Source organism: Corynebacterium accolens (assembly GCF_023520795.1).
Classification (GTDB): Bacteria; Actinomycetota; Actinomycetes; order Mycobacteriales; family Mycobacteriaceae; genus Corynebacterium; species Corynebacterium accolens.
In genome coordinates, this window is the sequence record NZ_CP046605.1 from 554,762 (window position 1) to 580,676 (window position 25,915).

The window sequence follows — 25,915 nt, forward strand, 5'->3', positions numbered from 1 at the left end:
GTATTTAAGAATGCGGCCCCTGCTCAGCGGAGGGGCCGTTTTTCTGTGCCTCTCGAAGCTGCGCGATGGCCTGCGAATTCTGCTTAATATCATTGGAATTACGCGCGACCTGCACGATTAAATAAATGACACCGGCTATAAGTCCGATGTAGATAGCTAGCGGGATGAGCATGAGCAGAAGTTCGAGCGGGCCAAGCGTCATTCTTACGTCTTTCTGTGCGAGGGCATTTAAATTCAGGCTAACATTCGCGTTGCGCGGCGGCGACCGCGCTCAGGCTGTGGCGCAGGTCGTCATCGCTTAAATGACCAAAACCTAAAACGACGCCGTCTTCGGCGTCCACGCCGCCCCAGTATTCGCGCAGCGGGGTCAGCTTGATGCTGCGGGCGGCGGCACGCGGGACGATGGCCGGGTCGCACAGCAAAACCGCATGTAGACCGCCATTGATGGGCAGTAGGCGCGCGGCGGGGAGAGAGCCCAGGGCATCGGCCACGAGGTCGCGGCGGCGCTTATAGGTCCGGCGCATGCGGCCGGTGTGGCGCCGCAGCGCCCCGCTGGCCAGGTAATGGGCGAGCGCGGCCTGCGGGATGGTACCGACCGGCTGGCCAAAGATATCGCGCTGCTTGTCGATGCCCCCGCGCAGTCCATCCGGGACCACCACATAGCCACAGGCGATGGACGGCGAAATCACGGTGGAAAAGGTACCGAGCAACACGGTGCGCTCTGGGGCGAGCGCAGCGAGCGCGGGCAGCGGCTGACCCACGTAGCGCAGCTCGGAATCGAAGTCATCCTCGATGAGTAAAGCGCCGTTCTGGCGGGCCCAGGCCACGAGTTCGGCGCGGCGTTCGGCCGGCAGCGACGCGCCATACGGATACTGGTGGCTTGGGGTCACGATCAGCGCGTCAAGGTCGGTATCGGGCACGGTAACGCCATCGGCATCGGTGGGCACGTTTACCAACTCATGGCCAAGCGCTTGCGGAACGCGCCGCAGGCTGGGGTAACCGGGTGATTCGACGCCGACGCGCAGCGCGGTACCGAGCGTACGCAGCACTAAAGCGAGGCCATCGCGGGCACCGGCGGTAACGACGATGCGGCGCGGATCGACCCGGAGCCCGCGCATGTAGCGCAGGTGGTTGGCGATGTGGTGGGGGAGTGGAGGGGCATCGGAAAGCGGCTGGGCGGCGGCATCGCGCCAGGCGGCGCGCCATTCGGGGGTGATGATGCCGGCGGTATCGGGCAGACCGGGCGTCAGTTCCAGCAGGTTGGGCGCGGGAGTGGGCTGCGGCGCGGGCTCGGGGCGTGGCGGCGGGCTGTGGGGCAGGCGGGGATTGATGACGGTGCCGGATCCAACCTGGGCGCTGAGATAGCCCTCGGCTGTGAGCTGCTCATATGCGGTAACGACGCTGCCGCGGGAGACACCGAGCTGGGTGGCCAGCGCGCGGGTGGAGGGGACGGGCTCGCCGGGCAGCAGGGCGCCGGAGGTGACATCGGCACGCACGACGGCGGCGATTTGTACCGGCAGGGCGCGCGTATCGGCGGGGTCGAGGCGCAGGGGCATGAACACAGTATAAGTGGTACAACCCAACACGCGGGAAATGGTTCTTTACTTGTACCACTTGAGCAGGGCAGTATAGAGCGCATGACCGAAAACATTGCGACCACGCGCGTGAAACGTGGACTAGCTGACATGCTCAAGGGCGGCGTCATCATGGACGTCGTGACCCCGGAACAGGCGCGCATCGCCGAGGATGCGGGCGCGAGCGCCGTCATGGCACTTGAGCGCGTGCCTGCCGATATCCGCGCCCAGGGCGGCGTGGCCCGCATGTCCGATCCGGAGCTTATCGAGGGCATCGTCGACGCCGTATCCATCCCCGTGATGGCGAAGGCGCGCATCGGCCACTTCGTCGAGGCACAGATTCTGGGCGAGCTTGGCGTGGACTTCATCGATGAGTCCGAGGTGCTCAGCCCAGCCGATTACGTCAACCACATCAATAAGTGGGACTTCGACGTGCCGTTCGTGTGCGGCGCGACCAACTTGGGCGAGGCCCTGCGCCGCATCACCGAGGGTGCGGCCATGATTCGATCCAAGGGCGAGGCCGGCACTGGCGATGTCTCCGAGGCCGTCAAGCACCTGCGCACCATTCGTGCGGAAATCGCCCGCCTGCAGCACCTCGACCGCGACGAGCTGTACGTCGCCGCCAAGGAACTCCAGGCACCGTATGACCTGGTTGCGGAGGTTGCGGAGACCGGCAAGCTGCCGGTCGTCCTCTTCGTTGCCGGCGGCGTAGCTACGCCTGCCGATGCCGCCCTCGTCCGCCAGATGGGCGCCGAAGGCGTCTTCGTGGGCTCCGGCATCTTCAAATCCGGTAACCCGGCAGCGCGCGCGGAGGCCATCGTGAAGGCCGCCACGCTTTACGATGACCCCGCCGAGCTCGCCAAGCTCTCCCGCGGCCTGGGTGAGGCCATGGTCGGCATCAATGTCGGCGATGTGCCGGCACCGCACCGCCTGGCCGAGCGCGGCTGGTAATCGCGTGGTCATGCCACAAGAAGCTAGCGCCACGATCGGGGTGCTCGCGCTGCAGGGAGGCGTGGAAGAGCACCTGCGCATCCTCGAAGGCCTGGGGGCGGACACGCGCCGGGTGCGCGTGCCGCGCGACCTTGAAGGCCTGGATGGGCTGGTGATTCCGGGCGGGGAGTCGAGTGTCATCGACAAGCTCGCCCGCACCTTCGGCGTGGCCGATCCACTGCGGGCGGCTGTAGCCGCGGGCCTTCCCGTGCTCGCTACCTGCGCCGGGTTGATTTATTGCGCCCGCGATCTGGATAACCCCTCGCCGGGCCAGCAGACCCTGGGGCTGCTCGACATCACCGTGCGGCGCAATGCCTTTGGCAACCAGCGTTTTTCCGCCGAGCGCACCGTGCCGGTCGTGGTCGGGGAAGAAACGCTGCCCATCGAGGCGAGCTTCATCCGCGCCCCGCTGGTCACCCGCGTCGGTGAAGGCGTGGAGGTCATCGCGACCGTGCCGCGCGACGGCGCGGAGGAGGCGGTCGTGGGCGTGCGCCACGGCGCCGTCACCGCTTTGAGCTTTCACCCGGAAGAAAACGATGAGGCGCGCGTGCACGCCGCCTGGCTGGACAGTATCCGCTAGGCGCCGGAGAGGCCGCGGCGCTTGAGCAGCGGCGCGACGTCCTTATCGCGCCCGCGGAAGTCGCGGTAGGCCGCGCCGAAATCGCGGGAGGCGCCGCGGGAGAGGATGAGGTCCCGGAACTTTTGTCCTGCGGCGCGCAGATCGCTTTGTTCCTTGAACCACTCAAAGCCATCGGCATCGAGCGCCTCCGCCCACAGGTAGGAGTAGTAGCCCGCGGAGTAGCCGCCGGCGAAGATGTGGTTGAAGTACGTTGAGCGGTAGCGCGGGGCGATGTGCGGGTTATCCAGCCCCACTGCGCGCAGGGCCTCCTCCTCGAATGCGTCCACGGCCTCCGGGGTGGCCTCTAGTGCAGCGGCGTCCTTGGCGCTGAGCGAATGCCACGCCAAATCGATAATGGAGGCCGCCAAGTACTCCGAGGTGGCAAAGCCTTGGCCGAATTCGGAGGCGGCGGTCACGGCATCGAGCAGCTCATCGGGGATCGGTTCGCCGGTATCGACGTGGCGCGCGTACTGCTTGACCAGCGACTTATCCAGCGCCCAGTTCTCATTGATCTGCGAGGGGAATTCCACCCAGTCGCGCGGGACGTTGGTGCCGGCGAAGGTGGGGTAGTGGACATCGGAAAGCAGCCCGTGCAAGGCGTGGCCGAATTCGTGGAAGAGGGTGTGTACCTCGTCCAGGCTCAGCAGGGCTGGGAACCATCGGCGGGCTTGGTAATGCCCAGCACGTTGACGATGACCGGCTTGCGCTCCAGCAGGCCTGACTGGCCCACGAACTGGCTCATCCACGCGCCACCGCGCTTGGTGGGGCGGCCGAAGTAATCCGTGAGCAGCAGGCCGATTCCCTTATCACCGTGCTCGACGTTATCTTCGTGTTCGTCATTTTCTCCGTGCTCGACACCCTTGTCGAGCACCTCCCACACGCGCACGCCCTCGGCATAGCCCTCCAGGTCCTCGCGCGGGGCAACGGTAATGCCGTATAGGCGCTCGGCGGCGGCGAATACGCCCTGGGTAAGGACCTTGTCCAGGGGGAAGTACTGGCGCAGTTCCTCCTCGTCGAGTGAGAAATCGCGGGCGCGGACCTTGGATTCCCAGTAGGGCCAGTCGGCGGCGTGGAAGTCTTGCTCGTTGAGCGTGGCTTCCTCGGCTAGCAGCTTGTGCTCGCCGGCGGCATTGGCCGCGGCCGCGGGGGCGAGATCTGCGAGCATGTCGCGCGCGGCGTCGGCGCTGCCAGCGGTTTCTTCCGCGATGACGTAATCGGCGTGGGAAGCATACCCCAGCAGCTCGGCGCGTTCGGCGCGCAGCTGGACGGCCTCGATAAGCCCTGGAATGTTGTTCTCGGAGCCCCTGCTTGCCGATGCCGCATAGAGCTTCTTCCGCGCCCCCTCCCGAGCCAGGCGGGACTGCTCCGATTGCACGGTAGGCAGCTCGAGCGGAATGACGTAGCCTTCGCGGCCTAGGGCCTTGGCATCCGCCTTGGCCGAGGCGATGCGTTCCGGCGGCAGGCCCTCGAGCTCTTCCTCCGTGAACTCGACGGCGTGCTCGCGCGTGGAGGCCATGAGATTGCGGCCGAATTCCTCCGATAGGGCGGACAGGCGCTGGTTGATATCGGAGAGGCGGGCCTTGCCGGCGGCATCGAGATCCGCTCCCTGGCGCGCAAAGGTGCGTAGCAGGTGTTCGTGCAGGCGCGCGCCCTCCTCATCGCCGGCGGGCGGGGTAGCGTCCTTGATGCGCTGATAGAGCTTTTCGTCCTGGTACATCGCGTCGTAGTGGGCGGACAGGCGCGGATAGATATCGGCGGCGATCTCTTCCATCTCATCGGTGACGTCCGTGCCAGAAAGATTGCCAAAGACCGACATCACGCGGTCGAGGTCCTGGCCGGAACTCTCGAGGGCCTCCACGGTATTTTCCCACGTAGGCTCGGCGGAGTTTTCAGTAATGGCACGCAGCTCGGCATCGTGGAGCGCGAGCGCTTCGTCGAAGGCGGGGCGGTAGTGCTCGACCTCAATCTCCGCAAATGGCGGGAGTTGGTAGGGCAATGATGAAGGGTGGAGTAATGGATTAGTCATAAATGACCAATGTACCCATTTACTCCACCCTGTGTGATGGCTTTCACTAAGATTGCTAGCCCACCGGTACTAGCTCCGCGTCTTCATCCTTCTTCTTTGGCGCGGTGGCCTTGCGCTTTCCGGTATTCATCACGATGATGTCAAGTACGAGGAATGCGGCAAGAGTAATGCCCAAAAGCGGCATAAATACACCGACGGTGGCGGCAAAGAGCGCGCCCAGGCCGGTGGTAGCCCAGGAGAAGTGCCGCTTGGAGCCAGGGGCGAATTGCGGCCGGCGCTTCCACCACATGTAGTAGCCCAGAACAACCATGGCGGCAATGGCGAGGCCGAGGGCGAAGAGGGCAATCTGCAGCGGTAGGCCAAACATGATGCCCATGTGCAGGTAGATGCCCCAGCTGCTGAGCTTGCTAAATAGCGGCAGCTCAGAGAATGGAAGGCGGTCGATGACCTCGCCGGTGGAACCGTTGACGGAGACCTCATCGGAGGTATAGCGCCACTCGACCCAGCGCTCGCTCACCTTCCACCCCGAGTCGGTGTCCTCCGGGGCGTACAGGCGCAGCGGGCCCGTTAGTCCTTCCGCTCGGCCGGTGGCATAGACGCGCTCGGCCTGCTTGGCGATGACCTCCGGCTCCGGTGCCTCGCCCGGAGCTTCCGCATCCCCACCGTGAGCGCCGTGGGCACCGTGGCCTTCGTGCCCGGCGTGGGCATCGTGTGTGGCATCGGCGGAGGAATCGGTGGTGAGCGCGGTTTCTACCGGCGTGGCCTTCCAGTTCATCTTCTCCACCACGGAATTGACGTTCTCGCCGGCGAGCTGGGACCAGGTGATGCCGGTAGCGGACAGGCCAATGAGCCCGATGAAAATCCATGCGCCCATCGTGGAGTGCAGGCGGGTGGCCTTCCAACGCTTGGATCGCTGTGGCTGCTTCTTCAGCGGCGCGGCCGCCTTCTTGGGCCGGCGGCGAATCCACCACATGTAGAGCCCGCCGCAGGCCAGGACCCACAGCCAGGAGGCGGCTAGCTCGGAATAGAGCTCGCCCGGCTGGCCCAGGTGGAAGCTTTCATGCAGCGAGGAGATCCAGCGGCGCAGCGGCATTTCGCCCAGGCCAGAATAAGTGGGGTAGTCACCAATGACCTCGCCATCGGCCGGGTTAATAAACACGGTGCGCTGCAGGCTCTCGTCGATGCCCGGATCCGCCACCAGCACGCGCGTGGAGTCCGTCGCCGATTCCGCCGGCCATACCTGGGAGACCGGCATATCCGGGTGCTCCTTTTGGGCAGCGCTGATTTGGTCCTCCAGGCTTACCGGGTTATTTACTTCCTCGACGGTCATGACGTCGCGGTAAGCAAACTTTTCCAGGGTGGGCGCTAGGGCATAGAGGCAGCCGGTCAATGCCGCGATCAGGATGAAGGGGCCGACGAACATGCCGCCGTAGAAGTGTATGCGTTGGATGAAGGAACGCAGAGTCGTCCGACTCATAAAATAGTTCTCTTTCGTGCTTAGTGGTCAGTTGCATGGGTGCTGATATCAACTGCACTAATAGTCGGAACTTAGGCAACCCTGGTTCCCGGAAGGTGAAAAAATTTTTTCAGTTGTGTGAAATTGAAGGAGCGAAAACGACGACACTGCGCGCCCCAGTGAAGGGAACGCGCGGTGAAAATTAGCTGGTGAAGAAGCTTTTACTTCTTCAGGCCATCGATGAAGTTGTTCCTGGTTTCCTTGGCTAGCAGCTTGTGCTCGCCTGCCACGTAAAGAGCTTTTGCGGAATCCAATCCTTATGCTGCTCAGCTAATACGGCGCCGACGAGGCGGAGGTCAGGTCCGTTGGATCGATATGATGGTCGCCCTATTGTGCACGGCCGTGAGGCTTACCACGAGCTCCACACCACGCTAGCGGGCGCAACCGTTTTGGCTTGAGAAGCAAGAAACGAGCAAGAAAAAGTTTGCGCAGGTAGATGGGTAGATTTGGTGATAAAAGCGGTTGTTTTGGCCGGATTTCGGCGAACGAAGCAAGAAAAGACCGCCTCGAACTCCGAGGAGTAATCGAGGCGGTCTGTGGCTAGAAACCTAACGCGGGTTTACTTCTTCAGGCCATCGATGATCTCGTTGAACTGTGCGACAGGGCGCATGACAGCGGAGGTCTTCTCGTCGTTGGGCCAGTAGTAGCCGCCGAGGTCGGCGGGCTCACCCTGGGCATCGATAAGAGCCTGGGAGATTTCATCGGCCTTGCCGGAAAGGTCGGAGGCGACGTCCTTGAAAGTGGCCGCGAGATCGGCATCCTCGGTCTGGTTAGCCAGCTCCTCGGCCCAGAAGGTGGCCAGGAAGAAGTGGGAACCGCGGTTGTCGTTCTCGCCCACCTTGCGGGATGGGGACTTGCCCTCGTTCAGCAGGCGCTCGGTGGCCTTGTCCAGGGTGGTGGCCAGCACGCCGGCCTTCTCGTTGCCGTTGGTCTGGTTCTCGTGGCGGAAGGACTCGGCCAGCGCCAGGAACTCACCGAGGGAGTCCCAGCGCAGGTGGTTTTCTTCCTGCACCTGCTGGACGTGCTTCGGGGCGGAGCCGCCGGCACCGGTCTCGAAGAGGCCGCCGCCTGCCATCAATGGAACCACGGACAGCATCTTTGCGGAGGTACCCAGCTCGAGGATGGGGAAGAGGTCCGTGTTGTAGTCACGCAGCACGTTACCGGTCACGGAGATGGTGTCCTCGCCGCGGCGGATGCGCTCGATGGAGGTCTTGGTAGCGGTGACCGGATCCTGGATCTCAATGTCCAAGCCCTCGGTGTCGTGGTCCTTCAGGTACTTTTCCACCAAGGACTGGATATTGCGGTCGTGGCCGCGCTCTGGGTCGAGCCAGAAGATGGTCTTCATGCCGGACAGGCGGGCGCGGTTGACGGCGAGCTTGACCCAGTCCTGGATCGGCTCGTCCTTGGTCTGGCAGGCGCGCCAGATATCGCCGGCCTCGACGTCGTGCTCGATGAGCACCTCGCCCTTGGAGTTGCGGACCTCAACGGTGCCGGCTGCCGGTACCTTGAAGGTCTTGTTGTGGGAGCCGTACTCCTCGGCCTTCTTGGCCATCAGGCCGACGTTCGGCACGGTACCCATGGTGGTGGGGTCGAAGGCGCCGTTTTCCTTGCAGTCCTCGATGACGGCCTGGTACACGCCGGCGTAGGAGGAATCCGGGATGACGGCGAGGGTGTCCTGCTCCTCGTCGTTCTTATTCCACATGTGGCCGGAGGTGCGGATCATGGCCGGCATGGAGGCGTCAATGATGACATCGGAAGGCACGTGCAGGTTGGTGATGCCCTTGTGGGAGTTGACCATGGCGAGATCGGGGCCATCGGCAAGCGCGGATTCGAAGGCTGCCTTGATTTCCTCGCCATTGTCGAGCTTGTCCAAGCCCTCCAGGATGGAGCCCAAGCCGTTTTCGCCGTTGAGGCCGGCTGAGATGAGCTCGTCGCCGTACTTATCAAAGACATCGGCGAAGTAGGTGCGCACCACGTGGCCGAAGAGGATGGGGTCAGAGACCTTCATCATGGTGGCCTTCAGGTGGGTGGAGAAGAGCACGCCCTCTTCCTTGGCGCGCTTGACCTGCTGTAGCAGGAACTCATCGAGGGCCTTGGCGGACATGAAGGTGCCGTCGATGACCTCGTCCTTAAGAACCGGCAGCTCCGGCAGCAGGGTCTGCTCGCCGTCAGCGGTCTTCAGTACGATGGACAGGGTATCTTCCTCGGGGATGATGACGGACTTCTCATTGTGGCGGAAGTCGTTATCGTCCATGGTGGCGACGTTGGTCTTGGAATCCTTGGACCACTCGCCCATGCGGTGGGGGTGCTTCTTAACAAAGTTCTTTACGGCCTCCGGCGCGCGGCGGTCGGAGTTACCTTCACGCAGGACGGGGTTAACGGCGGAGCCCTTGACGGAATCGTAGCGGGCCGCGATGTCCTTTTCCTCGTCGGTGGAGGGGTTATCCGGGTAATCAGGCAAGTCGTAGCCGGCGGCCTGCAGCTCGGCGATGGCCTTCTTCAGCTGCACCAGGGAAGCCGAGATATTCGGCAGCTTGATGATATTAGCCTCTGGGGTCTTGGCCATCTTGCCCAGCTCAGCCAGGGCGTCTTCCACCTTTTGGTCCTCGGTGAGGCGCTCCGGGAACTGCGCGGCGATGCGGGCAGCTAGGGAAATATCGCGGGTTTCTACGTCAATGCCCGCGGTGGAAGCGAAGGCCTCCACGATGGGCTTGAGGGAGTAGGTCGCCAGAAGCGGCGCCTCATCGGTACGGGTCCACGTAATCTTAGCCATGATTCTCCTATTAAATGTGGGAAAATTTCTTCAGGTGACCAGATTACCGATTTTGTCCGCTCCATGTGGAGCGCTCGGTACATTCTGGGGCTGGGTGGCATCGGTCACGGGGCCATGCGCTGGGTAAATCTCTTCACCTGTCCACGCCCTGAACATGCTTTATGCGCAGGTGGGGTGTATCGTCGCCCCTCGTGAAAATTATCGATCAGTTAAGCCCGCGCAGCGCCCATGAACATCGCATTCACCGTCGGCCTTTGCCCCGCCAGACGGAGATTTCTACCGCGCGCCGCACCATCGTCATGGTGGCGATGGCCCTTGGTGCGTTTGCTATCGGTACTACCGAGTTCGTCTCGATGGGCCTGCTGCCGCTGATCGCGGAGGACTTCGGGGTTTCTGAAGATACCGCCTCCACGCTGATTACCACCTACGCCCTCGGCGTGGTGGTCGGCGCGCCGCTGATTGCGGCCTTTACCGGCAAACTCCCGCGCCGCCGCCTTATCCTCTTGCTCATCGGCTTTTTGGTGGTAGGCAACCTGCTCTCGGTCCTCGCGCCGAATTACTGGGTGCTGATGGTGGCCCGCTTCATCGCCGGCATGCCCCACGGCGCGTATTTCTCCGTGGCTAACCTGTCCGCGGCGTCGATGGCCCCTCCCGGCGGGCGCGGCAAGGCCATGGCTTTTGTGGGCATGGGGCTTGCCATCGCCACGGTCATCGGCGTGCCCGCGGCACAGGCCCTGGGTTCCGCACTGGGGTGGCACGCGGCCTACCTGGTGGTCGTGGTCATTGGCCTTATTACCGCCGTGGCCCTGTTTTTCCTCATGCCGCATATGACGGAGATGAAACAGACCGATATCCGCACCGAGTTCGGCGCCTTTAAAAACAGCCAGGTGTGGCTCACCGTCATCATGGGCGTGGTGGGTTTCGGCGGCATGTTCTCCGTCTATACCTATATTTCCTGGACCATGACCGAGGTCGCGGGCCTGAGCGATAGCCTGATTTGGGTCGTGCTCATGGCCTACGGCATTGGCATGACGATTGGCAATGCCTTTGGTGGCTGGTTGGCAGACCGCAACCTCGAATTTGGCATCATTTTCGCCTTAGCCAGCCTGATCATCATCCTCACGGCCTTCTACTTCCTTTCCAGCCACGCCATCGCCGCCACCATTTGCTTTGGCATGGTGGCGTTTATGGGCTCCACGCTGGTTCCCTCCTTGCAACTGCGCCTGGTCCACGTGGCGGGCGATGCCCAAACTTTATCCGCAGCGCTCAACCAATCCGCGCTCAATATCGCGAACGCGGCCGGTGCGACCATCGGCGGCATCGTCGTAGGCGCGGGCCTGGGCTACTCTGCTCCGGCGCTGGCGGGCGCCGGCTTGGCGGCCGCGGGTTGCGTTGTGTGGGCGATAACAATGTGGGACAAAAAACGCCTTGCCAATCGTGGCTAGAACTACCACCGCACACGCCTATATTCTGGAGCACCATGAGCCTTACCATCGCTAGCGTCAACGTCAATGGAATCCGCGCCGCGTGCAAGCAGCGCAACGAGAATAACCCCGGCATGAATGCCTGGTTGGAACAGACCCCGGCCGATATCGTGCTGATGCAAGAGGTCCGCGCCACCCCGGACCAAGCCAGAAAAGCCCTGGCACCCGCCCTGGAGGCGGGCTGGCACCTAGAGCTTGCCGATGCCGCCGCCAAGGGCCGCGCCGGGGTCGGCATCCTTTCCCGCACGCCGCTTGCCGATGTCGAAATCGGTTTCGGCTCCTTCACCGATGCCGGCCGCTGGATTGCCGCCACCACCCGCGATATCCGCGTGGCCTCGCTGTACTTGCCTTCCGGCGATACCGATTCGCCAAAGTTGGATGAAAAGTACCGTTTCTTGGATGAATTCGATGCCGTGCTGGCAGAAAACGCCGATAAGGACATGGTCATCGGCGGTGACTGGAATATCTGTCACCGCGCCCAGGATTTGAAGAATAATAAGGCCAACGAGAAGAAGGCCGGCCACCTGCCAGAAGAGCGCGCCTTTCTGGACCACGTCTTCGGCAGCTTCCCGGATGAGGAGCCGCAGGAGAAAAAGAACCTGGGCGAGTGGCTCGGCGTCGTGGACTACGCGGGCACGACCCCGTGGGAACCGGCCACCGCGCCGCAGTGGTTCGACGTGGCGCGCCGCCTCCACCCAGAGGCCGACGGTCCCTATACCTGGTGGACCTACCGCGGCCAGGCCTTCAATAACGATGCGGGCTGGCGCATTGACTACCAGGCCGCTACCCAGCCGTTGCTCGATCGCGCGCAGCGCACCTGGGTGGATAAGGCCCCGACCGTGGAGCAGCGTTGGTCCGATCACTCGCCGCTGCTGGTGGAATACGCCTGATGTCGCCGCTTTTTAGCGTCCTGTACGTCATCGGCATTACCGCCGAGTCCATGACCGCTGCGCTATCGGCCGGCCGGCAAAAACTCGACCTGTTCGGTGTGACGATGATCGCCTCCATCACGGCACTAGGCGGCGGCACCGTCCGCGATATCGTGCTTGCGGATCCACCGCTGACCTGGGTGGAACACCCCATCTATCTGGTCATCGTCATCGCCGCCGCCATCGTCACGGTGGGCATGTCCTTCCTCATGCACTATTTCCGCCACCTCTTCCTCATCCTCGATGCCTTGGGGCTGGCGGTCTTTTCCGTGCTGGGCACCCAGATTGCCGCGCATTTGGGTTATGGCTTCATCATCGCCTCGGTATCAGCGGTTATTTCCGGCGTCTTCGGCGGCGTGCTGCGCGATCTACTCTCAGACCGCATTCCGCTGGTATTTTCCGGCGAGTTTTATGCGGCCATCTCGATCCTCGCGGCCGGGCTGTACATGATCCTCTTGCGCGCCGGGCTATCGGAGGAACCCACGGCGATCATCACCGCCCTAGTCTGCTTTAGCGCGCGCCTTGCGGCTATCTACTTTAAGAAGGGCCTGCCCGTCTTTGAGTACCGCGACGGCGAGCAACAGATGGATCCGCGCCTGCGGCTATCGGCGCGCATCGTGCGCGATGGTGCCCGCCGGGCCAAGCGGAAGGCGGGCGCGGCCACCCGCTACGCCAGCCCGATTACCCGGCCGCTGATTCGTAACAAGCGCACCGCAAGCGATTTTTCCTCCCCGCTCAGCCTCGAGGAGCTAAATAGCAACCGGATCGCGCGGCCGACCGCTCACGCATCGATTACCCGCCCCAGTGGGAAGCACTCGCCTGGGGCGAGGGGAGTGGATGTGCAGCAGCAATGGACCTTCAACAAGGAGGATGTGGGCAGGCAAAGGACCCCCAAGCACAAGCAGTAGTGCTAGTATAAACACGTTAAAAATTTCGAAATCTGCAACGGAGAAAGTTCATGGCTCGCGCAATTATTCCTTTTGTCCTTGGCGCCGTAATCCTCGCCCTGAGCATCTGGTGGTGGACCGCTGTCGGACCGTCCTTCGCCTTCCTTGGCCCCATCGTCCTCATGGGCGTCGGCGGTGCCTTCATGGTGACCGGTTTCGCCGTCTTCATGGACATCGTCAGTCCCACCTCCCGCAAGGTCTAAGGGCGCGGTCTGGCGATGAGGGCTATCGATCTGCTTACGGACATGGCGCAACGCCCGCTCGATGCGCTCGCCGCATTGCCGGATCTGACTAACGAGACCGCCAATGCGCACTTTGGTGATCACCCGAATTCGATCACGTGGCTGCTATGGCACACCGGTCGCATGGCAGACCTGCAGCTAGCGCAACTGACTGGGGAAGAAGAGCTGTGGCAGCGCTACGACCTCGACCTGCCGGATGCCATGGGCTATGGCCAATCGGCGGAGGAAGCGCGTGCGGTGACCACGCAGGACATCGGCAAGCTCCGCAGCTATACCCAGGAAGCATTGGAGCAGGTCAAGGCGTATGTGACCTCGCTGGAGGATGACAACCTCGATGACGTGATCGATACCTCGTGGACGCCGCACGTTACCCGCGGCGTCCGGCTGGTCTCGATTTGTGATGACGCCGCACAGCATCTAGGGGCGGCCAATCAACAAGCAAAAATGACGGAGTAACATTACCTGACATGACTGATTCCACTGCATCTAATTCTGCATCCCGCGTTCTTTCCGGCATTCAGCCCACCGCTGATTCCTATCATTTGGGAAATTACCTCGGAGCGCTCAAGCAGTGGATCAACTTGCAGGAAGGCTACGATGCCTTTTACTTCATCCCGGATTTGCACGCGATTACCGTGGAGCAAAATCCGGAGGAGCTGCGCAACCGCACCATGGCTGGTGCGGCCCAGCTCATCGCACTGGGCATCGACCCAGAAAAATCCACCCTCTTTGTCCAGTCCCACGTGCCCGCCCATGCGGAGCTGACCTGGGTATTCCAGTGCCTGACCGGCTTCGGCGAGGCCTCCCGCATGACGCAGTTCAAGGATAAATCCGCCAAGCGCGGCGCCGATCGCACCTCGGTGGGTCTTTTTACCTACCCCATCCTGATGGCGGCCGATATCCTGCTGTACTCGCCGGATTACGTGCCGGTGGGCGAGGACCAGCGCCAGCACCTGGAGCTCACCCGCAATCTGGCCGAGCGCTTCAACAATAAATACGGCGAGACCTTCCACGTGCCGGAGCCGTTCATTCCAGAGGGCGCGGCGAAGATCTATGACTTGCAGGACCCGACGTCCAAGATGTCTAAGTCCGGCCCCAACCCCAAGGGCCTGGTCAACCTGCTCGATGCCCCGAAAACCTCTGCCAAGCGCATCAAGTCCGCCGTCACCGATGACCTGGGCACCGTCGGCTTCGACCGGGAAAACCAGCCGGGCGTATCGAACCTGCTGGTCATCCAATCCGCGCTGACTGGCGAGTCCATCGACTCCTTGGTGGAGAAGTACGCCGGCCAGGGCTACGGGCACCTGAAGGTGGATACAGCGGAGGCGCTTGAGGCCTTTACCACCCCGCTCAAGCAGCGCTACGACGAGCTCATGGCGGATCGTGGCGAGCTGGAGCGCATCTTGGAGCGCGGTGCCCAGGCCGCACAGGAAGTAGCGCAGCCGCTTGTCGATGCCGTCTATGAAAAAGTCGGCTTCCTTCCTCGCCCGCGCAGGTAGTAGGTACCCCTTAACCCACCCCACCGAGGGACAAGTGGGTGTTTGCCAGCTACGCTATACGAGGATAAACGCTGTGCGAACAAGAAGGGAAGCACGTGTCCACCACGCAATCCTCCTCTAAGAAGACGGACCACTACGGTATCGAGCGTGCCAACGCCGATGATCCGGGAGCGATAGATAAGGTCCGGCGTAAATCGCCCATGGTTGATCACCTCATGCGCATGCAGGAGCGCTATGCCGCAGAGGGCGGTAACCAATTTTCCGCGGGCATTACCTATTACTCGGTCCTGTCCATCTTCCCGTTGGCGATGCTGCTGGTGGCCACCATCGCCGCTGTCCTTGCTAATCGCGAGGACCTGCTCAATGACTTGCAGTCCTATATCACGGACTCCATTGACGGGAACCTCAGCGAGTCGGTCAATGAGATCTTGGATAAGGCCATTGACCAGCGCGGTGCCATGTTCGGTATCGGTGGTTTGACCACCCTGTGGTCCGGACTGGGGTGGATGAACCACCTGCGCATCGGCATTTCCGCCATGTGGGGCATCGATGCTAACGACGGTGGCTCCTTCCTGAAGAAGAAGTTCTCGGATCTGCTGGGCCTGATCGGCCTGATCGTCGCCTTCGTCGTGGCCTTCGGCGTGACCGCGGCGGGTTCCTCTGGGCTTACGCAGAAGGTCTTCGATCTGTTGGGCATCGATTCCTTCCCTGGCATGGGCTACGTGTTCTTCTTTAGTGGCCTGCTGCTGGGTCTTATCGCCAACTTCATCGTTATGTGGTGGCTGATTATGATCCTGCCGCGCACGAAGGTGCCTAAGAAATCCGGATTTATTGGCGCCGCCATTGGTGCGGTGGCATTCGAGGCCATTAAGCAGCTGTCCACGGTGATTATGTCCTCTGCCACCGGCAGCCCGGCCGGTGCGGTCTTTGGCCCGGTCATCGTCCTGATGATTGTCATGTACTTGGTGTGGCGCGTGGTGCTGTATATTTCCGCATGGACCGCGACGACCGCAGAATCCTTGAAGTACGCGCACCCGCCGGTTCCAGAACCCGCCGTTATTCGCGTGCGCAATGAGGTGCGGGAGGGCGCACCGGCCGGCGCGGTCTTCGGTGTAGGCGCCGCCCTGGGTGCTGCGGCCGTGGGTGTGGCGAAGCTCTTCCGCCGGAAATAAAAATCCTCCCTACGGGTGAGGACCGCCGCGCGCCTTACCTTTAAGATAGGACACTATGAACGCCGATGATATTGCCCCAGACCTCTACGAAAAGTGGGACCTCGACCGCAATGGTGGCGAGGATGAGCTTTCCGTTTTATTGGAAGCAAAAGACATCAAGCTCGGGCAGCAGGGATATAACCAGGATGAGCCGCGGCGCGTCCAGCTGCGCATAGCGGCCAGCATCCTGGGTTCGGCGAAGAAGAGGGCCGAATACGATGAAGCATTGCGCACCGGCCTTCGCCCGACGTGGGGCGAGCTCGGCACGCTGAGCTCGGTGGGGCAGTGGTCGCCGGCGCCGCGCCCGCAACCGAGCTTCCACGATCAACCGCAGGGCCCGGCGCAGGCGCCGGGTTTTGCCCAGCCTAGCCCGTATGCCTCCCCGTACGCGCGCGATCCATTCGCCCAGCATGCCTCGCCGCAGCAGCAGATGGTGCCATCGCCCGCCGCCGCGCCGGCGCCAGTCCAGCACCAACCGGAGAAACGGCCGTCCCAGGAAACGCGCATCGGCATGGGCATCTTGGACTTTTTCTTGGCCGGCGGCATCAGCGGCGCGGTTGGCGCGGGCGTCGACGAGCTCGCGGATGTGGAAGCGTTGTCCTTCGTCGCTTTCTGCATCGTGATGGTGGTTTACGTTCTGGGCAGCGAAGTTTGGTTGGGCGCTAGCCCGGCAAAGATTCTTGCCGGCTATACCGTGCGGGACGTGGATACGAAGGAAAAGCTCAGCCTTAGCCAGTCCGCCAAACGCCAGTGGTGGCGCCTAATTAACGTGATTCCTGGTATCGGTCAATTGGTGGGTATGTTGGGTGCGGTGGTGCACGCGACCACCATTAACGAGGAAAACAACCTGCGCGGCTCCCACGATGATCTCGCAAACGCTGAGGTGGTCAAGAGGAAGCCGCGCAAGTAGAACGCTGATATGGCGCATCCCAGGGCTGGTGCCTACGATGGTGCGCATGCATGATGCACCTTTAATTAGCCCCGAGAACAAGGATTCCGCCGAGAGCGTGGTGGAACAACTGCCCAAGGTATCCCTCTGGGAACCGGTCCGTTCGCAGGCCGGCACCGCGGAGGAATTGAATGCGGATATCCGCGAGCAGTGTGCCCAGCTTGCCGATGACCACGTGGTCTACGCCGAATTGCAGCTCAACCCCGCGGCTTATTCTTTTGATACGTCCGCAATCGTGCGGGAGGTGGCCGCGGAACGCTTCGGCGATCTTGAGGTACGGTTTGTCCTCGAGGCAGCAGAGCCAGCGGATAATGCGGGGGACTCTGCGGGTATTGCGGGCTATACCCTGCCGGAGGGCCACGCGGCCGCCGCTGCGGAGTTCCGCGCGAAGTACCTGCCTACCCAAATCGCGGTGGGTGAGGATTTCGCCGCCACCGAAAGCGCGGCGCAGGCCGGAGTGAACCGCCTACTTCGCCCAGTGAATATGATCGATGATTTCACCGCCGATGTCGATGGAATCCGCCCAGGCAAGGCCTCCGGATGGATCCGCGACCGACACATTCCATTGGTATTTTCGCCCGTGGATGACGTTGAGGAACTGACGGATCATCCGCTGCCGCTGTTGCAGCAGCTTGGCTTTACCTGTTCCGTTTCTTCCGGCGATTCCACGCTGAGCAGGCAATTTCTCGCCTTGAGCGAGACCTTTGGGTACGGCTTGGAGGAGTTTTTCGATCTCACCGTGAAGGCGATTGAAAATATTTTCGACACCGAAGAGACAAGGCAGCGTATCCTTGAGACCGTTGTCCTTCCGGCCTACGAGGACCTCTCCGATCCGGAACTTGCCGGCCCCGATGCTGAGGAGTCGCTCCAAGATTCCGGGTTCTCAATGAACCTGAATGACAACGCTTCCGAAGGGTAATAGAGAGTTAATCTACATAAAGGAGGAAGAGATGCCTTCCGCACTATTCGTTGTTACCGCCGCTGATAAGTGGACGCTTGCAGATGGCAGCGCCCGTCCTACCGGTTACTGGGCCGAGGAGCTCATCGCTCCGCACCGCGTGTTTAAGAACGCTGGTTGGGATATCGACTTTGCTACGCCGAACGCAAAGGCACCAGTAGTAGACGAGTACAGCCTCGAGGTATTGTCTGAGGGCGACCGCGCCGAGCAGGAGAACTACCTCGCAGAAATCGGCCCGGACCTGGAAGACCCACTGAACCTGGCCGATGTTAAGGAAGCCGACTACGACCTCGTCTTTTACCCCGGCGGCCACGGCCCGATGGAGGACTTGGCTTATGATCAAGACTCCGCAAAGCTGCTGCAGGAACGCATCGAGTCCGGTCGCGCCCTGTCCCTGGTTTGCCACGCACCGGCCGCATTGCTCGCGCTGGACAATGACAACTGGCCACTCAAGGGTTACACCATGACTGGCTTTACCAACGCCGAAGAGGGCGAGGAGACCATCGCCGCTGCCAAGTGGGTTGTTGAGACCCGCCTGCGCGAGCTCGGCGCTGATTTCAAGCAGACCGATCCGATGCAGCCTTATGTTGAGGTTGACCGCAACCTGTACACCGGTCAGAACCCAGCATCGTCTGAGCCTTTGGCACAGCGCATCCTGCGCGACTTTTAATGCGGGTGCTGAAAGCTCTCGTTGCAGGCAGCGCGGTTGTAGGGGCGGCGGCATATTTTAAGAGTCGTCGTCCTTATCTGCGCAGCGTTGCATCTGAGCTTCGCAGCCCATTACTGTACCTGCCGCTGCACCTGCTCTCGGGCGATCGATTTGCTCGAACGAGCAGGCTATTTGCCAATATGGATGTGGCACGCCCGAAGTGGCGCCCGGTGGATATCGAAGAGCTATCTTGTTCTTTTGAAGACCAAGCATTCCGCGCCCGCGTTATTACTCCACGCGGAGATGGAACGTCAGCCGAGCCACGTCCCGTCGTGATGTGGATTCATGGCGGAGGTCACCTGCTCGGTGGTCCGGCGATGCATGATCCCCAAACTTCGCTCTTCGCATCGGAGCTGGGGGCCATCGTCATCGCACCGCGCTATCACAAATCCACGCAGGAACCTTTTCCTGCGGATCTGGAAGAGTGCTATGCCGCTTTGCGCTGGATGCAGGAAAACGGCGAGCTGCTAGGCGCGGATACTTCGCGCATTGCGGTCGCTGGCGATAGCGCCGGCGGCGGCTTGGCCGCTGGTCTCGCCCAACGCACGGTGGATGAAGGTCATTCCATTCGAGCGCTTGGATTGGTCTATCCAATGCTTGATCACCGCACCATTGCTAAAGAGGGGGCGGTGGGGCAGTTTATTTGTCCACCGAACTTAAATCGCGGCGCTTGGGATATGTACTTAGGCAAGGACCATTTACGAACCCCGCTGCCACCGTATGCATCGCCGGCGACGCGTTCGGATCACTCGGGGATGCCGCCCACGTGGATCGGCGTGGGAGACATCGACCTTTTTCATGATGAATCCGTAGCCTTTGCTACCGCACTGCAGAATGCCGGAGTCGAGACCACACTTGATGTGTATGCAGGTGCCTATCACGGCTTCGATCAGGTACGCCCGCGCGCGCCCCAATCGCGCAGAATGCTGGCAGATCTTATCGATCACCTCGGCTCTCACCTTTAGCCGCACTGTATTCGGAATGAGATGTGGGTGAAAATGCAGCAACCGCCCGAGTCCACGCTCCACTATGAGGAGTGGTTGGACTGGGGCGGTCTTCGGCTAGCGGCGGCTCCCGGCAGCTGAGGTAGCTAGAGCCGGTAGACCGCAGGGCAGAGTAAAAGCTTAAAAGCGGGAGAAGCGCTTAATCAGCATGTTCTCGAGGCCCTTCCAGGACTCGGCGTGTTCGTTATACGGCTTCGACGGGACGTAGCCGGCGTGCTCGGTGGAACCGAGCATGTAGCCCAGGTAGTCCTGCAGGCGCGGATTGGCCAGCATATAGGAGTTGATGGAATCGTCCCCGGCCCAGTCCGCGGCATCGGCGCAGACCTCGTAGCAGCGGGCCAGCTGGTCGGAGTCTACCGCTTCTGGACCCTTTTCAATATCGCGCACGAGGCCGTTAAAGGAATATTGGTTATCCGGGTGGACTTGGACCTCCAATTCGCCGGCGTTGGCGGCGGTGACGACGTCCTCCCAGGTAGATACGCGCGCCAAGTCGTGGTCATCATTATCGATGAGCCATCGCACCAGCGTCTTGGAGGAATCGAAGGTAAAGATTTCGCCCCACTTGCCCAAGAAGATGGGCTTGCCGTCCAGGTAGGTGCGCAGCGTGTAGACGGATTTGGACTGCGCGGTGATCTTAATCGGGTCGATTCCGGCGGCGGCCCAGGGGGACTCGTCATAAGGATCGGCAGCCTCTGCTGCGGCCTTGCGCTTTTCTTCGGCTTCCTTGGCTGCGGCTTCGGCGGCACTCGCGGCCTCGGAGATGCGGGTTTCGGCATCGGAGATAGCGGCGGCGTCGAATTCATCGCTAGGAACCACGCGGACGTGCTTATCCAGATCCGCGATGACCTTCTTCCAATTGGTCAAGATGACCCGCCCGACGCCGGTCCACTCATTCAGTCCCTGCTCGCCCGAGTAGTGATCGGCGCCGCGGGAGACGTTGCGCAGGATGGAGTGGGTGGCGAAGAAGATGGTGGTCTGTTCGGCAGCGGCGACATCGGCAAGCGCGGATGCCACCTCGAGATCACGCGCCACGGTGGAGACATTGGCGTGGCTGGGGCGGCCGGCGAGGGCTTCTGGCATGCCGATGAGATCGTATTCATCGCGCTTGGCCGGGGTGACGCGGTGCGCCGGGCGGGCGGAAAATTGCTCCCACTGCGGGTGATCCAGCAGGTCATGCTTGGCATCGGACTCTAGGTAGCACAGCAGCTCAGCGGGGGAGTCAAAGACCAAGACGGAGTCATCGTCGCCCAAAAAGGCTTGCCACTCGGAGCCATTTTCGCGCCACTTGGGCGCCCAGAGGGTATAAAAATCGCCCTCAGTCAAGGAGAGCTTAATAGGCACAATCGCACGGGTACTCATGAGCTTTTAGTCTACCCAACGCCCCAGCTGCCGCGCGGAATTGCCGGGGCCTTGTCAGGCAGTCGGCCGCCAAAAACCCTTAAATTGCATGCCCATATTATTCGTTCGCAGCGGGTTGGTCTGTACGGGGTCGCCGGCCTCCACAATCTCGCCATTACCGGAATACATCGCCACATGGCCATCCCAGACCACCAGATCGCCGGGCTGGAGTTGATCGGCGCTGACCTGCTTGCCGATGGCCTGCTGGTCCGCCGTGCGCGGTATATCCACCCCCGCTTGGGAATAGGCCCACTGGGTAAGCCCTGAGCAGTCAAAGCCACCGTTGCCGGTTCCGCCCCAGGTATAGGGCTGGCCCACCTGGCTCTTGGCCGCGGCCACGGCCGCGCGGCCTGCCTCTGAGCCGGCTTCTGCGCCCGCTGATGGGGGCGGCGCGGGTGCAGCGCCTAGCTCCGCCGGAGAAGCCACCGCGGTATGCGTCGCCGCGGCGGCCGTGGCCTGCTGGGGCTGGCCAACGGCTGATTCCACCGGACGCTGGGAGATGGGCAACAGGGCCGCGGCGGTGGTGGTGAGCTCGTCTTTCAGGCGGTTGACCCGGGCCATCGCCAAGCCAATGTGCTCGTCTATCACGGTGCGAAAGGACGCAAGCGCTGCAGCCCGGGAGGCGGGATCAAGGGAGATTAATCCCATCGCGATGGGCGCAGCGGCTTGGATGAGCCGCGTGCCGATGCCAAAGATATCGCTGGCAGCCGCCGTAACGAGGCCGCGGGCCTGGTTGAGTACTGCGGAGATGGTCTCGTTATCGCCGGTGAGGAGGTTCGCGGCAGCGATAAGCTGCGAGGCATCGCCGTGGGCGATATCCGCCAGCGGTTGGGCGGCGGAGAGATCTGGGACGCGGGGAAGTTGGACATCGGGAAGCGGCGAAGGCTGCAGCGCGGCGATATTTTTAATGGCGGTAGCAAGCACTTAGATCGCCGCCCCGAGTAAGTCGCGCAGCGCCGCATCGGAGTCTTCCGCTTCACGCGACATCTGGAAGGAAGACTGCGCGATGTGCCCCATATCGTGGCGCAGCATGGTCATCCGCGCCCCAATATTGTCTAAGGCGGCATGAACGGCCTCATTGAACCCGGTAAAGGCCGAATCTTCGGGCAATGCCGGGTGGGGTGGATTGTCTCCCTGCGCGTTCGCATGCAGGTCACGGGCTAAATGACGGGCGTGGGCGGTATCTATCTGAAATGGTCTCATGCCCTATTGGACTGGCCAATGGCCCAAGTGGTTCCCAAAAAGTTTAAAGTAGTGGGCATGGATATCCACGTCGTAGACCACCCGCTTGCTGCTTCCCGCCTGACCCTGATGCGCGATGCGCGCAGTGATAACTCTGCTTTTCGCGCCGCGCTCAAGGACCTGGGAACCATGCTCGTGTATGAAGCCTCCCGCGATTTGGCGGTAGAAAACTTCGCTTGCGAAACCCCGGTTGCCACAGCACAAGGCACCCGCCTGCAGGATCCACCCATCATCGTGCCCATCATTCGCGCCGGGCTCGGCATGGTGGATCCCGCCCTGTCGATGATTCCAGATGCCCAGGTCGGCTTCATTGGCATGGCGCGCGATGAAGAAACCCACGAGCCCGTGCCGTACTTGGAGGCGCTGCCGCAAGACCTGACCGGGCGCACCGTCTTCGTCGTTGATCCCATGCTGGCCACCGGCGGATCCCTGCTGCACGCCCTGCGCCTCTTGGCCGCCCGCGGCGCTACCGATATCACCGCCATCTGCATGGTCTCGGCCCAAAATGGCGTGGATGCGCTGGAGAAATCGGGCCTTCCCGTCCGCCTCGTCACCGCCGCCATTGACCCTGAACTCAATGCGGATGCCTATATCGTGCCGGGGCTTGGCGATGCCGGCGATCGCCTCTACGGCCCGCGCAATATCGATCTTTAAGCTAGTATTTCTCCCTGAAAGCCCGAAGGCGGCTTTCAAAAAGGGGGAAAAGATCGTGAGTTTTATTCAACTGATGTGGTCGAGCTACGGCTACGGATTTTCGCAACAACTGCGCCGCGTGCGCGAGCGGCGCGGGGTATCCCAGCAAGTGCTTGCGGATATCTCGGGGGTATCGCGCAGCCAGATTTCCAACCTGGAACGCAATGAAAATGGCCTACACACCATGGCGGACCCGCAATTATCCACGGTGTACAAGCTGGCGCTGGCTTTAGAAATCCCGCCGGCGGTCCTCTTGCCGGCCGGTGGGGACGTGGTGGAGGGCCACTTGGCAGACTCCGCCGTGCTCGGGGTAGAAGATGTGGCGCCCTTTCCGCAGGACTACATCAACCAGCGACGCTTTAGTAATGCGCGAGGCTAACCACCCTGACTTACTGAACCGCATGGTCTAGTTGTAGACTGCCTCCAAGAGATAGTCCAGCAACAGGGAGGCGTGCGCGTGATCTCGGAGTTTATTAACGAGTGGTTCGATGCTCACCGTGCGGAGGTCATTGCGTGGCGGCGCCATATCCACCGCAATCCGGAAACGGCGAACCAAGAGGTGGAAACCACCAATTACATCGCGAATATCCTTGCGGATTACGGGCTTGAGCCGCAGCGCTTCCCGCACACCGGCCTCATGGTGGATATCGGCCCGGATACAGAGCTTGGCCGCTTGGCCTTCCGCGCCGATATCGATGCCCTGCCCATTACCGAGGTAACTGGGCTGGAGTTTACCTCTGAGAAGCCGGGGACCATGCACGCGTGCGGTCACGACGTGCACACTACCGTGGCGCTCGGTTTGGCCTGCGCGCTGGCGGATTTTCAGCGGGTTAATGAGCTGGAGCTGGGCATTCGCGTCATCTTCCAGCCGGCGGAGGAAGTGTGGGTCGGCGGGGCCACCGACGTTATTTCTTGGGGCGCGTTAGAAGGCGTGCATTCCATCTTCGCCATCCACGCCGAGCCGAAGCTGCGCGTGGGGCGCATTGGCATCCGCGCCGGGGCTATTACCTCGGCAACGGACGTGGTGGAGCTCAAGATCAAGGGCCCGGGCGGGCATACCTCGCGCCCACACCTATCCGCGGATGTGGTCTATGCGCTGGGCAAGGTTATTACGGAGCTGCCGGCGCTGCTGTCTCGCCGCGTTGATCCGCGCACCGGCACGGTTTTGGTCTTTGGCCAGGTCAATTCCGGCTACGCTCCTAACGCAATCCCGGAAACTGGCATGCTGACCGGCACGATGCGCACCGCCGATATCACCATCTGGCGCCAGATGCAGGAGCTCTTCGCGGAGCTAGTGGATCAGATCCTTGCGCCGGTGGGGGTAGAACACGAATTGTCCTATAATCGCGGCGTGCCGCCGGTGCTTAACGATGACGTCGCTACCGCCATGCTCGCTTCTGCCGCACAATCCATCGACCCGCAAGCCGTGGTCCAGGCCCCGCAGTCTTCCGGCGGCGAGGACTTTTCCTGGTATTTGGAAAAGGTGCCCGGTTCCATGGCGCGCCTTGGTTGCTGGTCCGGGGAGGGGGAGCAGCACGATCTGCACATGGGCGACCTCATCGTGGATGAGCGGGCAATTGGTGTGGGCATTAAGCTTTTCGGGGCTGTGGTCGAGCAATTTATGGGGGAGAATGCGCAGGCGGACTAACGCGCTGGGGTTACCTACGGGTTAGACTCGTAGGCGACTTTAAAAGTGGAGCCTATAAAGGAGCAATTGCGTGTTGAACCAGACCAAGCGAATTGTCATCATCGGCGGTGGCCCGGCGGGCTATGAGGCAGCGCTGGCTGGCGCCAAGTACGGCGCGGAAATCACCATCATCGAAGACCAAGGCATGGGCGGCAATAGCGTGGTCTTGGACTGTGTTCCCTCCAAGTCCTTCATCGCCGGCGCCAATATTAAAACGGACTTGCGCCGCGCGGATGACATGGAGCTGAACGAGGGCATCGGCAAGGCGCAGCTTTCCATCAGTGCGCTGAACCAGCGCGTGCAGGACTTGGCGGCTAAGCAATCCGGTGATATCCGCAATACCATGGATTCCCTGGGCGCCCGCGTTATCGATGGCCGCGCGCACTTCCCGGAGGATCAGCAGGCCGATGCCTTTGGTGGGCACAAGGTCACCGCGGTCTTCAATGAGGATGGACACGAGGAGACGCTGGATGCGGACCTCGTCTTGGTGGCTACCGGCGCCACCCCACGCATTTTGCCCGGCGCCCAGCCGGATGGCGAGCGCATCCTGACCTGGCAGCAGGTATATAACCTTACCGAGCTGCCGGAGCACCTCATTGTGGTGGGGTCCGGTGTCACCGGTGCCGAGTTCGTCTCCGCCTTCGCTGAGCTGGGCGTCAAAGTTACGATGGTGGCCTCGCGCGATCGCATCTTGCCGCATGATGATGCCGATGCCGCCGACGTCCTCGAAACCGTGCTGAGCGAGCGCGGCGTGGAGCTTGAAAAGAACTGCCGCGTGGAAACCGTTAACCGCACCGAGGACGGCAACGTGCTGGTGACCACGCAGGACGGGCGCGAGATTCACGGCTCGCACGTCATCATGTCCATTGGTTCCATCCCGAATACCAAGGATCTGAAGCTGGAAAACGTGGGCGTGGAAACCGCGAAGTCTGGTCACATCCAGGTAGACCGCGTCTCGCGCACCAATATTGCCGGCATTTACGCAGCCGGTGACTGCTCCGATCTTTTCCCGCTTGCCTCCGTGGCCGCGATGCAGGGCCGTGTGGCGATGTACCACGCGCTTGGTGAAGGCGTCTCGCCGCTGCGCCTGAAGACCGTGGCTAACGCGGTCTTTACCCGCCCGGAGATCGCCGCGGTCGGCTTTACCCAGGCTGAGATCGAGGCCGGTGAGGTCGCCGCCCGCGCCATTACCATGCCGCTGAATACCAACCCGCGTGCGAAGATGCGCTCGCTGCAGCACGGTTTTGTCAAGCTATTCTGCCGCGCAACGTCCGGCCGCGTGATCGGTGGCGTCATCGTCGCGCCGACCGCCTCCGAGCTCATCCTGCCCATCGCTATGGCAGTGACCAACCAGCTCACGGTGAACCAGCTGGCCGATTCCTTTGCGGTCTACCCATCGCTATCTGGCACCATCACCGAGGCCGCCCGCCGCTTGGTGGCCCATGATGACCTGGAGTAAACCTCG

Annotated in this window: 24 protein-coding genes and 1 pseudogene; 17 read left to right on the forward strand and 8 right to left on the reverse strand. The window is 61.9% G+C overall.

Annotated elements, in window-relative coordinates:
• Positions 1 to 4: 4 nt before the first annotated feature.
• Together CACC_RS02725 and pdxR are read right to left on the reverse strand one after the other, a co-directional pair.
• The gene (locus CACC_RS02725) at positions 5 to 172 is read right to left on the reverse strand and encodes a hypothetical protein (RefSeq protein WP_249852963.1); all 168 of its coding nucleotides are present in this window, start codon (positions 170 to 172) and stop codon (positions 5 to 7) included.
• Between the two features lie 67 nt (positions 173 to 239).
• Positions 240 to 1,556 (reverse strand): MocR-like pyridoxine biosynthesis transcription factor PdxR, encoded by a 1,317-nt coding sequence (pdxR, locus tag CACC_RS02730; RefSeq protein ID WP_035108355.1) that lies wholly within the window; start codon positions 1,554 to 1,556, stop codon positions 240 to 242.
• Between the two features lie 81 nt (positions 1,557 to 1,637).
• Between pdxR and pdxS the strand changes: the two genes are divergently transcribed.
• Together pdxS and pdxT are read left to right on the forward strand one after the other, a co-directional pair.
• Positions 1,638 to 2,525: a pyridoxal 5'-phosphate synthase lyase subunit PdxS gene (gene pdxS, locus CACC_RS02735; RefSeq protein WP_023025344.1), complete on the forward strand. Its 888-nt coding sequence runs from the start codon at positions 1,638 to 1,640 to the stop codon at positions 2,523 to 2,525.
• A 10-nt stretch (positions 2,526 to 2,535) separates the two neighbouring features.
• On the forward strand, positions 2,536 to 3,144 hold the full coding sequence (gene pdxT / locus CACC_RS02740; RefSeq protein ID WP_005277297.1) for a pyridoxal 5'-phosphate synthase glutaminase subunit PdxT: 609 nt from the start codon (positions 2,536 to 2,538) through the stop codon (positions 3,142 to 3,144).
• Here the strand turns inward: pdxT and CACC_RS02745 are convergent.
• From CACC_RS02745 to CACC_RS02755, 3 genes and pseudogenes are all read right to left on the reverse strand, one after another.
• Positions 3,141 to 5,209: pseudogene (locus CACC_RS02745) on the reverse strand (M3 family metallopeptidase). The gene pdxT and the pseudogene CACC_RS02745 sit on opposite strands and share 4 nt — an antisense overlap.
• A gap of 55 nt (positions 5,210 to 5,264) precedes the next feature.
• Complete coding sequence (locus tag CACC_RS02750; protein ID WP_005277303.1) at positions 5,265 to 6,686, reverse strand: PepSY-associated TM helix domain-containing protein; 1,422 nt, start codon at positions 6,684 to 6,686, stop codon at positions 5,265 to 5,267.
• A gap of 598 nt (positions 6,687 to 7,284) precedes the next feature.
• The gene (locus tag CACC_RS02755) at positions 7,285 to 9,498 is read right to left on the reverse strand and encodes an NADP-dependent isocitrate dehydrogenase (protein WP_005277306.1); all 2,214 of its coding nucleotides are present in this window, start codon (positions 9,496 to 9,498) and stop codon (positions 7,285 to 7,287) included.
• 191 nt (positions 9,499 to 9,689) lie between these two features.
• On the opposite strand from CACC_RS02755, the gene CACC_RS02760 reads away from it, so the two are divergent.
• The 11 genes from CACC_RS02760 to CACC_RS02810 all read left to right on the forward strand — a co-directional run bounded on the left by CACC_RS02760 (position 9,690) and on the right by CACC_RS02810 (position 19,391).
• Entirely contained in the window at positions 9,690 to 10,943 is a 1,254-nt protein-coding gene (locus tag CACC_RS02760) for an MFS transporter (protein WP_042403997.1), read from the forward strand.
• 35 nt (positions 10,944 to 10,978) lie between these two features.
• On the forward strand, positions 10,979 to 11,872 hold the full coding sequence (locus tag CACC_RS02765; RefSeq protein WP_005277312.1) for an exodeoxyribonuclease III: 894 nt from the start codon (positions 10,979 to 10,981) through the stop codon (positions 11,870 to 11,872).
• The gene (locus CACC_RS02770) at positions 11,872 to 12,819 is read left to right on the forward strand and encodes a trimeric intracellular cation channel family protein (protein WP_005277314.1); all 948 of its coding nucleotides are present in this window, start codon (positions 11,872 to 11,874) and stop codon (positions 12,817 to 12,819) included. Before CACC_RS02765 ends, CACC_RS02770 begins: the two co-directional genes overlap by 1 nt.
• Before the next feature lie 50 nt (positions 12,820 to 12,869).
• The gene (locus CACC_RS02775) at positions 12,870 to 13,061 is read left to right on the forward strand and encodes a hypothetical protein (protein ID WP_005277318.1); all 192 of its coding nucleotides are present in this window, start codon (positions 12,870 to 12,872) and stop codon (positions 13,059 to 13,061) included.
• A gap of 15 nt (positions 13,062 to 13,076) precedes the next feature.
• A complete protein-coding gene (locus CACC_RS02780; protein ID WP_005277321.1) occupies positions 13,077 to 13,556 on the forward strand; it encodes a DinB family protein in 480 nt (159 codons plus the stop codon).
• Positions 13,557 to 13,567: 11 nt separating this feature from the next.
• Positions 13,568 to 14,599: a tryptophan--tRNA ligase gene (gene trpS / locus CACC_RS02785; protein ID WP_035108321.1), complete on the forward strand. Its 1,032-nt coding sequence runs from the start codon at positions 13,568 to 13,570 to the stop codon at positions 14,597 to 14,599.
• A gap of 95 nt (positions 14,600 to 14,694) precedes the next feature.
• Positions 14,695 to 15,771 (forward strand): YhjD/YihY/BrkB family envelope integrity protein, encoded by a 1,077-nt coding sequence (locus CACC_RS02790; RefSeq protein ID WP_005277331.1) that lies wholly within the window; start codon positions 14,695 to 14,697, stop codon positions 15,769 to 15,771.
• Between the two features lie 55 nt (positions 15,772 to 15,826).
• Positions 15,827 to 16,720 carry an RDD family protein gene (locus tag CACC_RS02795; RefSeq protein ID WP_005277335.1) on the forward strand — a complete coding sequence of 298 codons (894 nt, stop codon included), beginning with the start codon at positions 15,827 to 15,829 and terminating at the stop codon, positions 16,718 to 16,720.
• A 37-nt stretch (positions 16,721 to 16,757) separates the two neighbouring features.
• On the forward strand, positions 16,758 to 17,678 hold the full coding sequence (locus CACC_RS02800) for an amidohydrolase family protein (protein WP_005277338.1): 921 nt from the start codon (positions 16,758 to 16,760) through the stop codon (positions 17,676 to 17,678).
• Positions 17,679 to 17,709: 31 nt separating this feature from the next.
• Positions 17,710 to 18,387: a type 1 glutamine amidotransferase domain-containing protein gene (locus CACC_RS02805; RefSeq protein ID WP_023025374.1), complete on the forward strand. Its 678-nt coding sequence runs from the start codon at positions 17,710 to 17,712 to the stop codon at positions 18,385 to 18,387.
• Positions 18,388 to 18,566: 179 nt separating this feature from the next.
• Positions 18,567 to 19,391 (forward strand): alpha/beta hydrolase fold domain-containing protein, encoded by an 825-nt coding sequence (locus CACC_RS02810; RefSeq protein WP_244262131.1) that lies wholly within the window; start codon positions 18,567 to 18,569, stop codon positions 19,389 to 19,391.
• 159 nt (positions 19,392 to 19,550) lie between these two features.
• Here the strand turns inward: CACC_RS02810 and CACC_RS02815 are convergent, their stop codons facing one another.
• From CACC_RS02815 to CACC_RS02825, 3 genes are read right to left on the reverse strand one after another with little or no spacing between them, the layout of a single operon-like run.
• Positions 19,551 to 20,789 (reverse strand): hypothetical protein, encoded by a 1,239-nt coding sequence (locus CACC_RS02815; RefSeq protein WP_005277344.1) that lies wholly within the window; start codon positions 20,787 to 20,789, stop codon positions 19,551 to 19,553.
• Positions 20,790 to 20,843: 54 nt separating this feature from the next.
• Positions 20,844 to 21,752 (reverse strand): C40 family peptidase, encoded by a 909-nt coding sequence (locus CACC_RS02820; protein WP_005277345.1) that lies wholly within the window; start codon positions 21,750 to 21,752, stop codon positions 20,844 to 20,846.
• A complete protein-coding gene (locus CACC_RS02825; RefSeq protein ID WP_005277346.1) occupies positions 21,753 to 22,031 on the reverse strand; it encodes a hypothetical protein in 279 nt (92 codons plus the stop codon).
• A gap of 57 nt (positions 22,032 to 22,088) precedes the next feature.
• Here CACC_RS02825 and upp point away from each other — a divergent pair, with 57 nt between their 5' ends.
• From upp to CACC_RS02845, 4 genes are all read left to right on the forward strand, one after another.
• The gene (gene upp / locus CACC_RS02830; RefSeq protein WP_034653796.1) at positions 22,089 to 22,724 is read left to right on the forward strand and encodes a uracil phosphoribosyltransferase; all 636 of its coding nucleotides are present in this window, start codon (positions 22,089 to 22,091) and stop codon (positions 22,722 to 22,724) included.
• A gap of 55 nt (positions 22,725 to 22,779) precedes the next feature.
• Complete coding sequence (locus CACC_RS02835) at positions 22,780 to 23,142, forward strand: helix-turn-helix domain-containing protein (RefSeq protein ID WP_005281543.1); 363 nt, start codon at positions 22,780 to 22,782, stop codon at positions 23,140 to 23,142.
• Positions 23,143 to 23,220: 78 nt separating this feature from the next.
• Positions 23,221 to 24,411, forward strand: a complete 1,191-nt coding sequence (locus tag CACC_RS02840) for a M20 family metallopeptidase (RefSeq protein WP_005277354.1) — start codon at positions 23,221 to 23,223, stop codon at positions 24,409 to 24,411.
• Positions 24,412 to 24,481: 70 nt separating this feature from the next.
• On the forward strand, positions 24,482 to 25,909 hold the full coding sequence (locus CACC_RS02845) for an NAD(P)H-quinone dehydrogenase (RefSeq protein WP_005277356.1): 1,428 nt from the start codon (positions 24,482 to 24,484) through the stop codon (positions 25,907 to 25,909).
• Positions 25,910 to 25,915 lie beyond the last annotated feature (6 nt).

Excerpts from the sequence above, each read along its gene's own strand:
- CACC_RS02825 (WP_005277346.1), bottom strand. The coding sequence starts at position 22,031 with ATGAGACCATTTCAGATAGATACCGCCCACGCCCGTCATTTAGCCCGT.
- CACC_RS02775 (WP_005277318.1), top strand. The coding sequence starts at position 12,870 with ATGGCTCGCGCAATTATTCCTTTTGTCCTTGGCGCCGTAATCCTCGCC.
- pdxT (WP_005277297.1), top strand. The coding sequence starts at position 2,536 with ATGCCACAAGAAGCTAGCGCCACGATCGGGGTGCTCGCGCTGCAGGGA.
- CACC_RS02765 (WP_005277312.1), top strand. The coding sequence starts at position 10,979 with ATGAGCCTTACCATCGCTAGCGTCAACGTCAATGGAATCCGCGCCGCG.
- CACC_RS02750 (WP_005277303.1), bottom strand. The coding sequence starts at position 6,686 with ATGAGTCGGACGACTCTGCGTTCCTTCATCCAACGCATACACTTCTAC.
- CACC_RS02805 (WP_023025374.1), top strand. The coding sequence starts at position 17,710 with ATGCCTTCCGCACTATTCGTTGTTACCGCCGCTGATAAGTGGACGCTT.
- CACC_RS02725 (WP_249852963.1), bottom strand. The coding sequence starts at position 172 with ATGCTCATCCCGCTAGCTATCTACATCGGACTTATAGCCGGTGTCATT.
- upp (WP_034653796.1), top strand. The coding sequence starts at position 22,089 with ATGGATATCCACGTCGTAGACCACCCGCTTGCTGCTTCCCGCCTGACC.
- trpS (WP_035108321.1), top strand. The coding sequence starts at position 13,568 with ATGACTGATTCCACTGCATCTAATTCTGCATCCCGCGTTCTTTCCGGC.
- CACC_RS02800 (WP_005277338.1), top strand. The coding sequence starts at position 16,758 with ATGGTGCGCATGCATGATGCACCTTTAATTAGCCCCGAGAACAAGGAT.
- pdxR (WP_035108355.1), bottom strand. The coding sequence starts at position 1,556 with ATGCCCCTGCGCCTCGACCCCGCCGATACGCGCGCCCTGCCGGTACAA.
- CACC_RS02755 (WP_005277306.1), bottom strand. The coding sequence starts at position 9,498 with ATGGCTAAGATTACGTGGACCCGTACCGATGAGGCGCCGCTTCTGGCG.
- CACC_RS02770 (WP_005277314.1), top strand. The coding sequence starts at position 11,872 with ATGTCGCCGCTTTTTAGCGTCCTGTACGTCATCGGCATTACCGCCGAG.
- CACC_RS02815 (WP_005277344.1), bottom strand. The coding sequence starts at position 20,789 with ATGAGTACCCGTGCGATTGTGCCTATTAAGCTCTCCTTGACTGAGGGC.
- pdxS (WP_023025344.1), top strand. The coding sequence starts at position 1,638 with ATGACCGAAAACATTGCGACCACGCGCGTGAAACGTGGACTAGCTGAC.
- CACC_RS02810 (WP_244262131.1), top strand. The coding sequence starts at position 18,567 with ATGGATGTGGCACGCCCGAAGTGGCGCCCGGTGGATATCGAAGAGCTA.
- CACC_RS02795 (WP_005277335.1), top strand. The coding sequence starts at position 15,827 with ATGAACGCCGATGATATTGCCCCAGACCTCTACGAAAAGTGGGACCTC.
- CACC_RS02780 (WP_005277321.1), top strand. The coding sequence starts at position 13,077 with ATGAGGGCTATCGATCTGCTTACGGACATGGCGCAACGCCCGCTCGAT.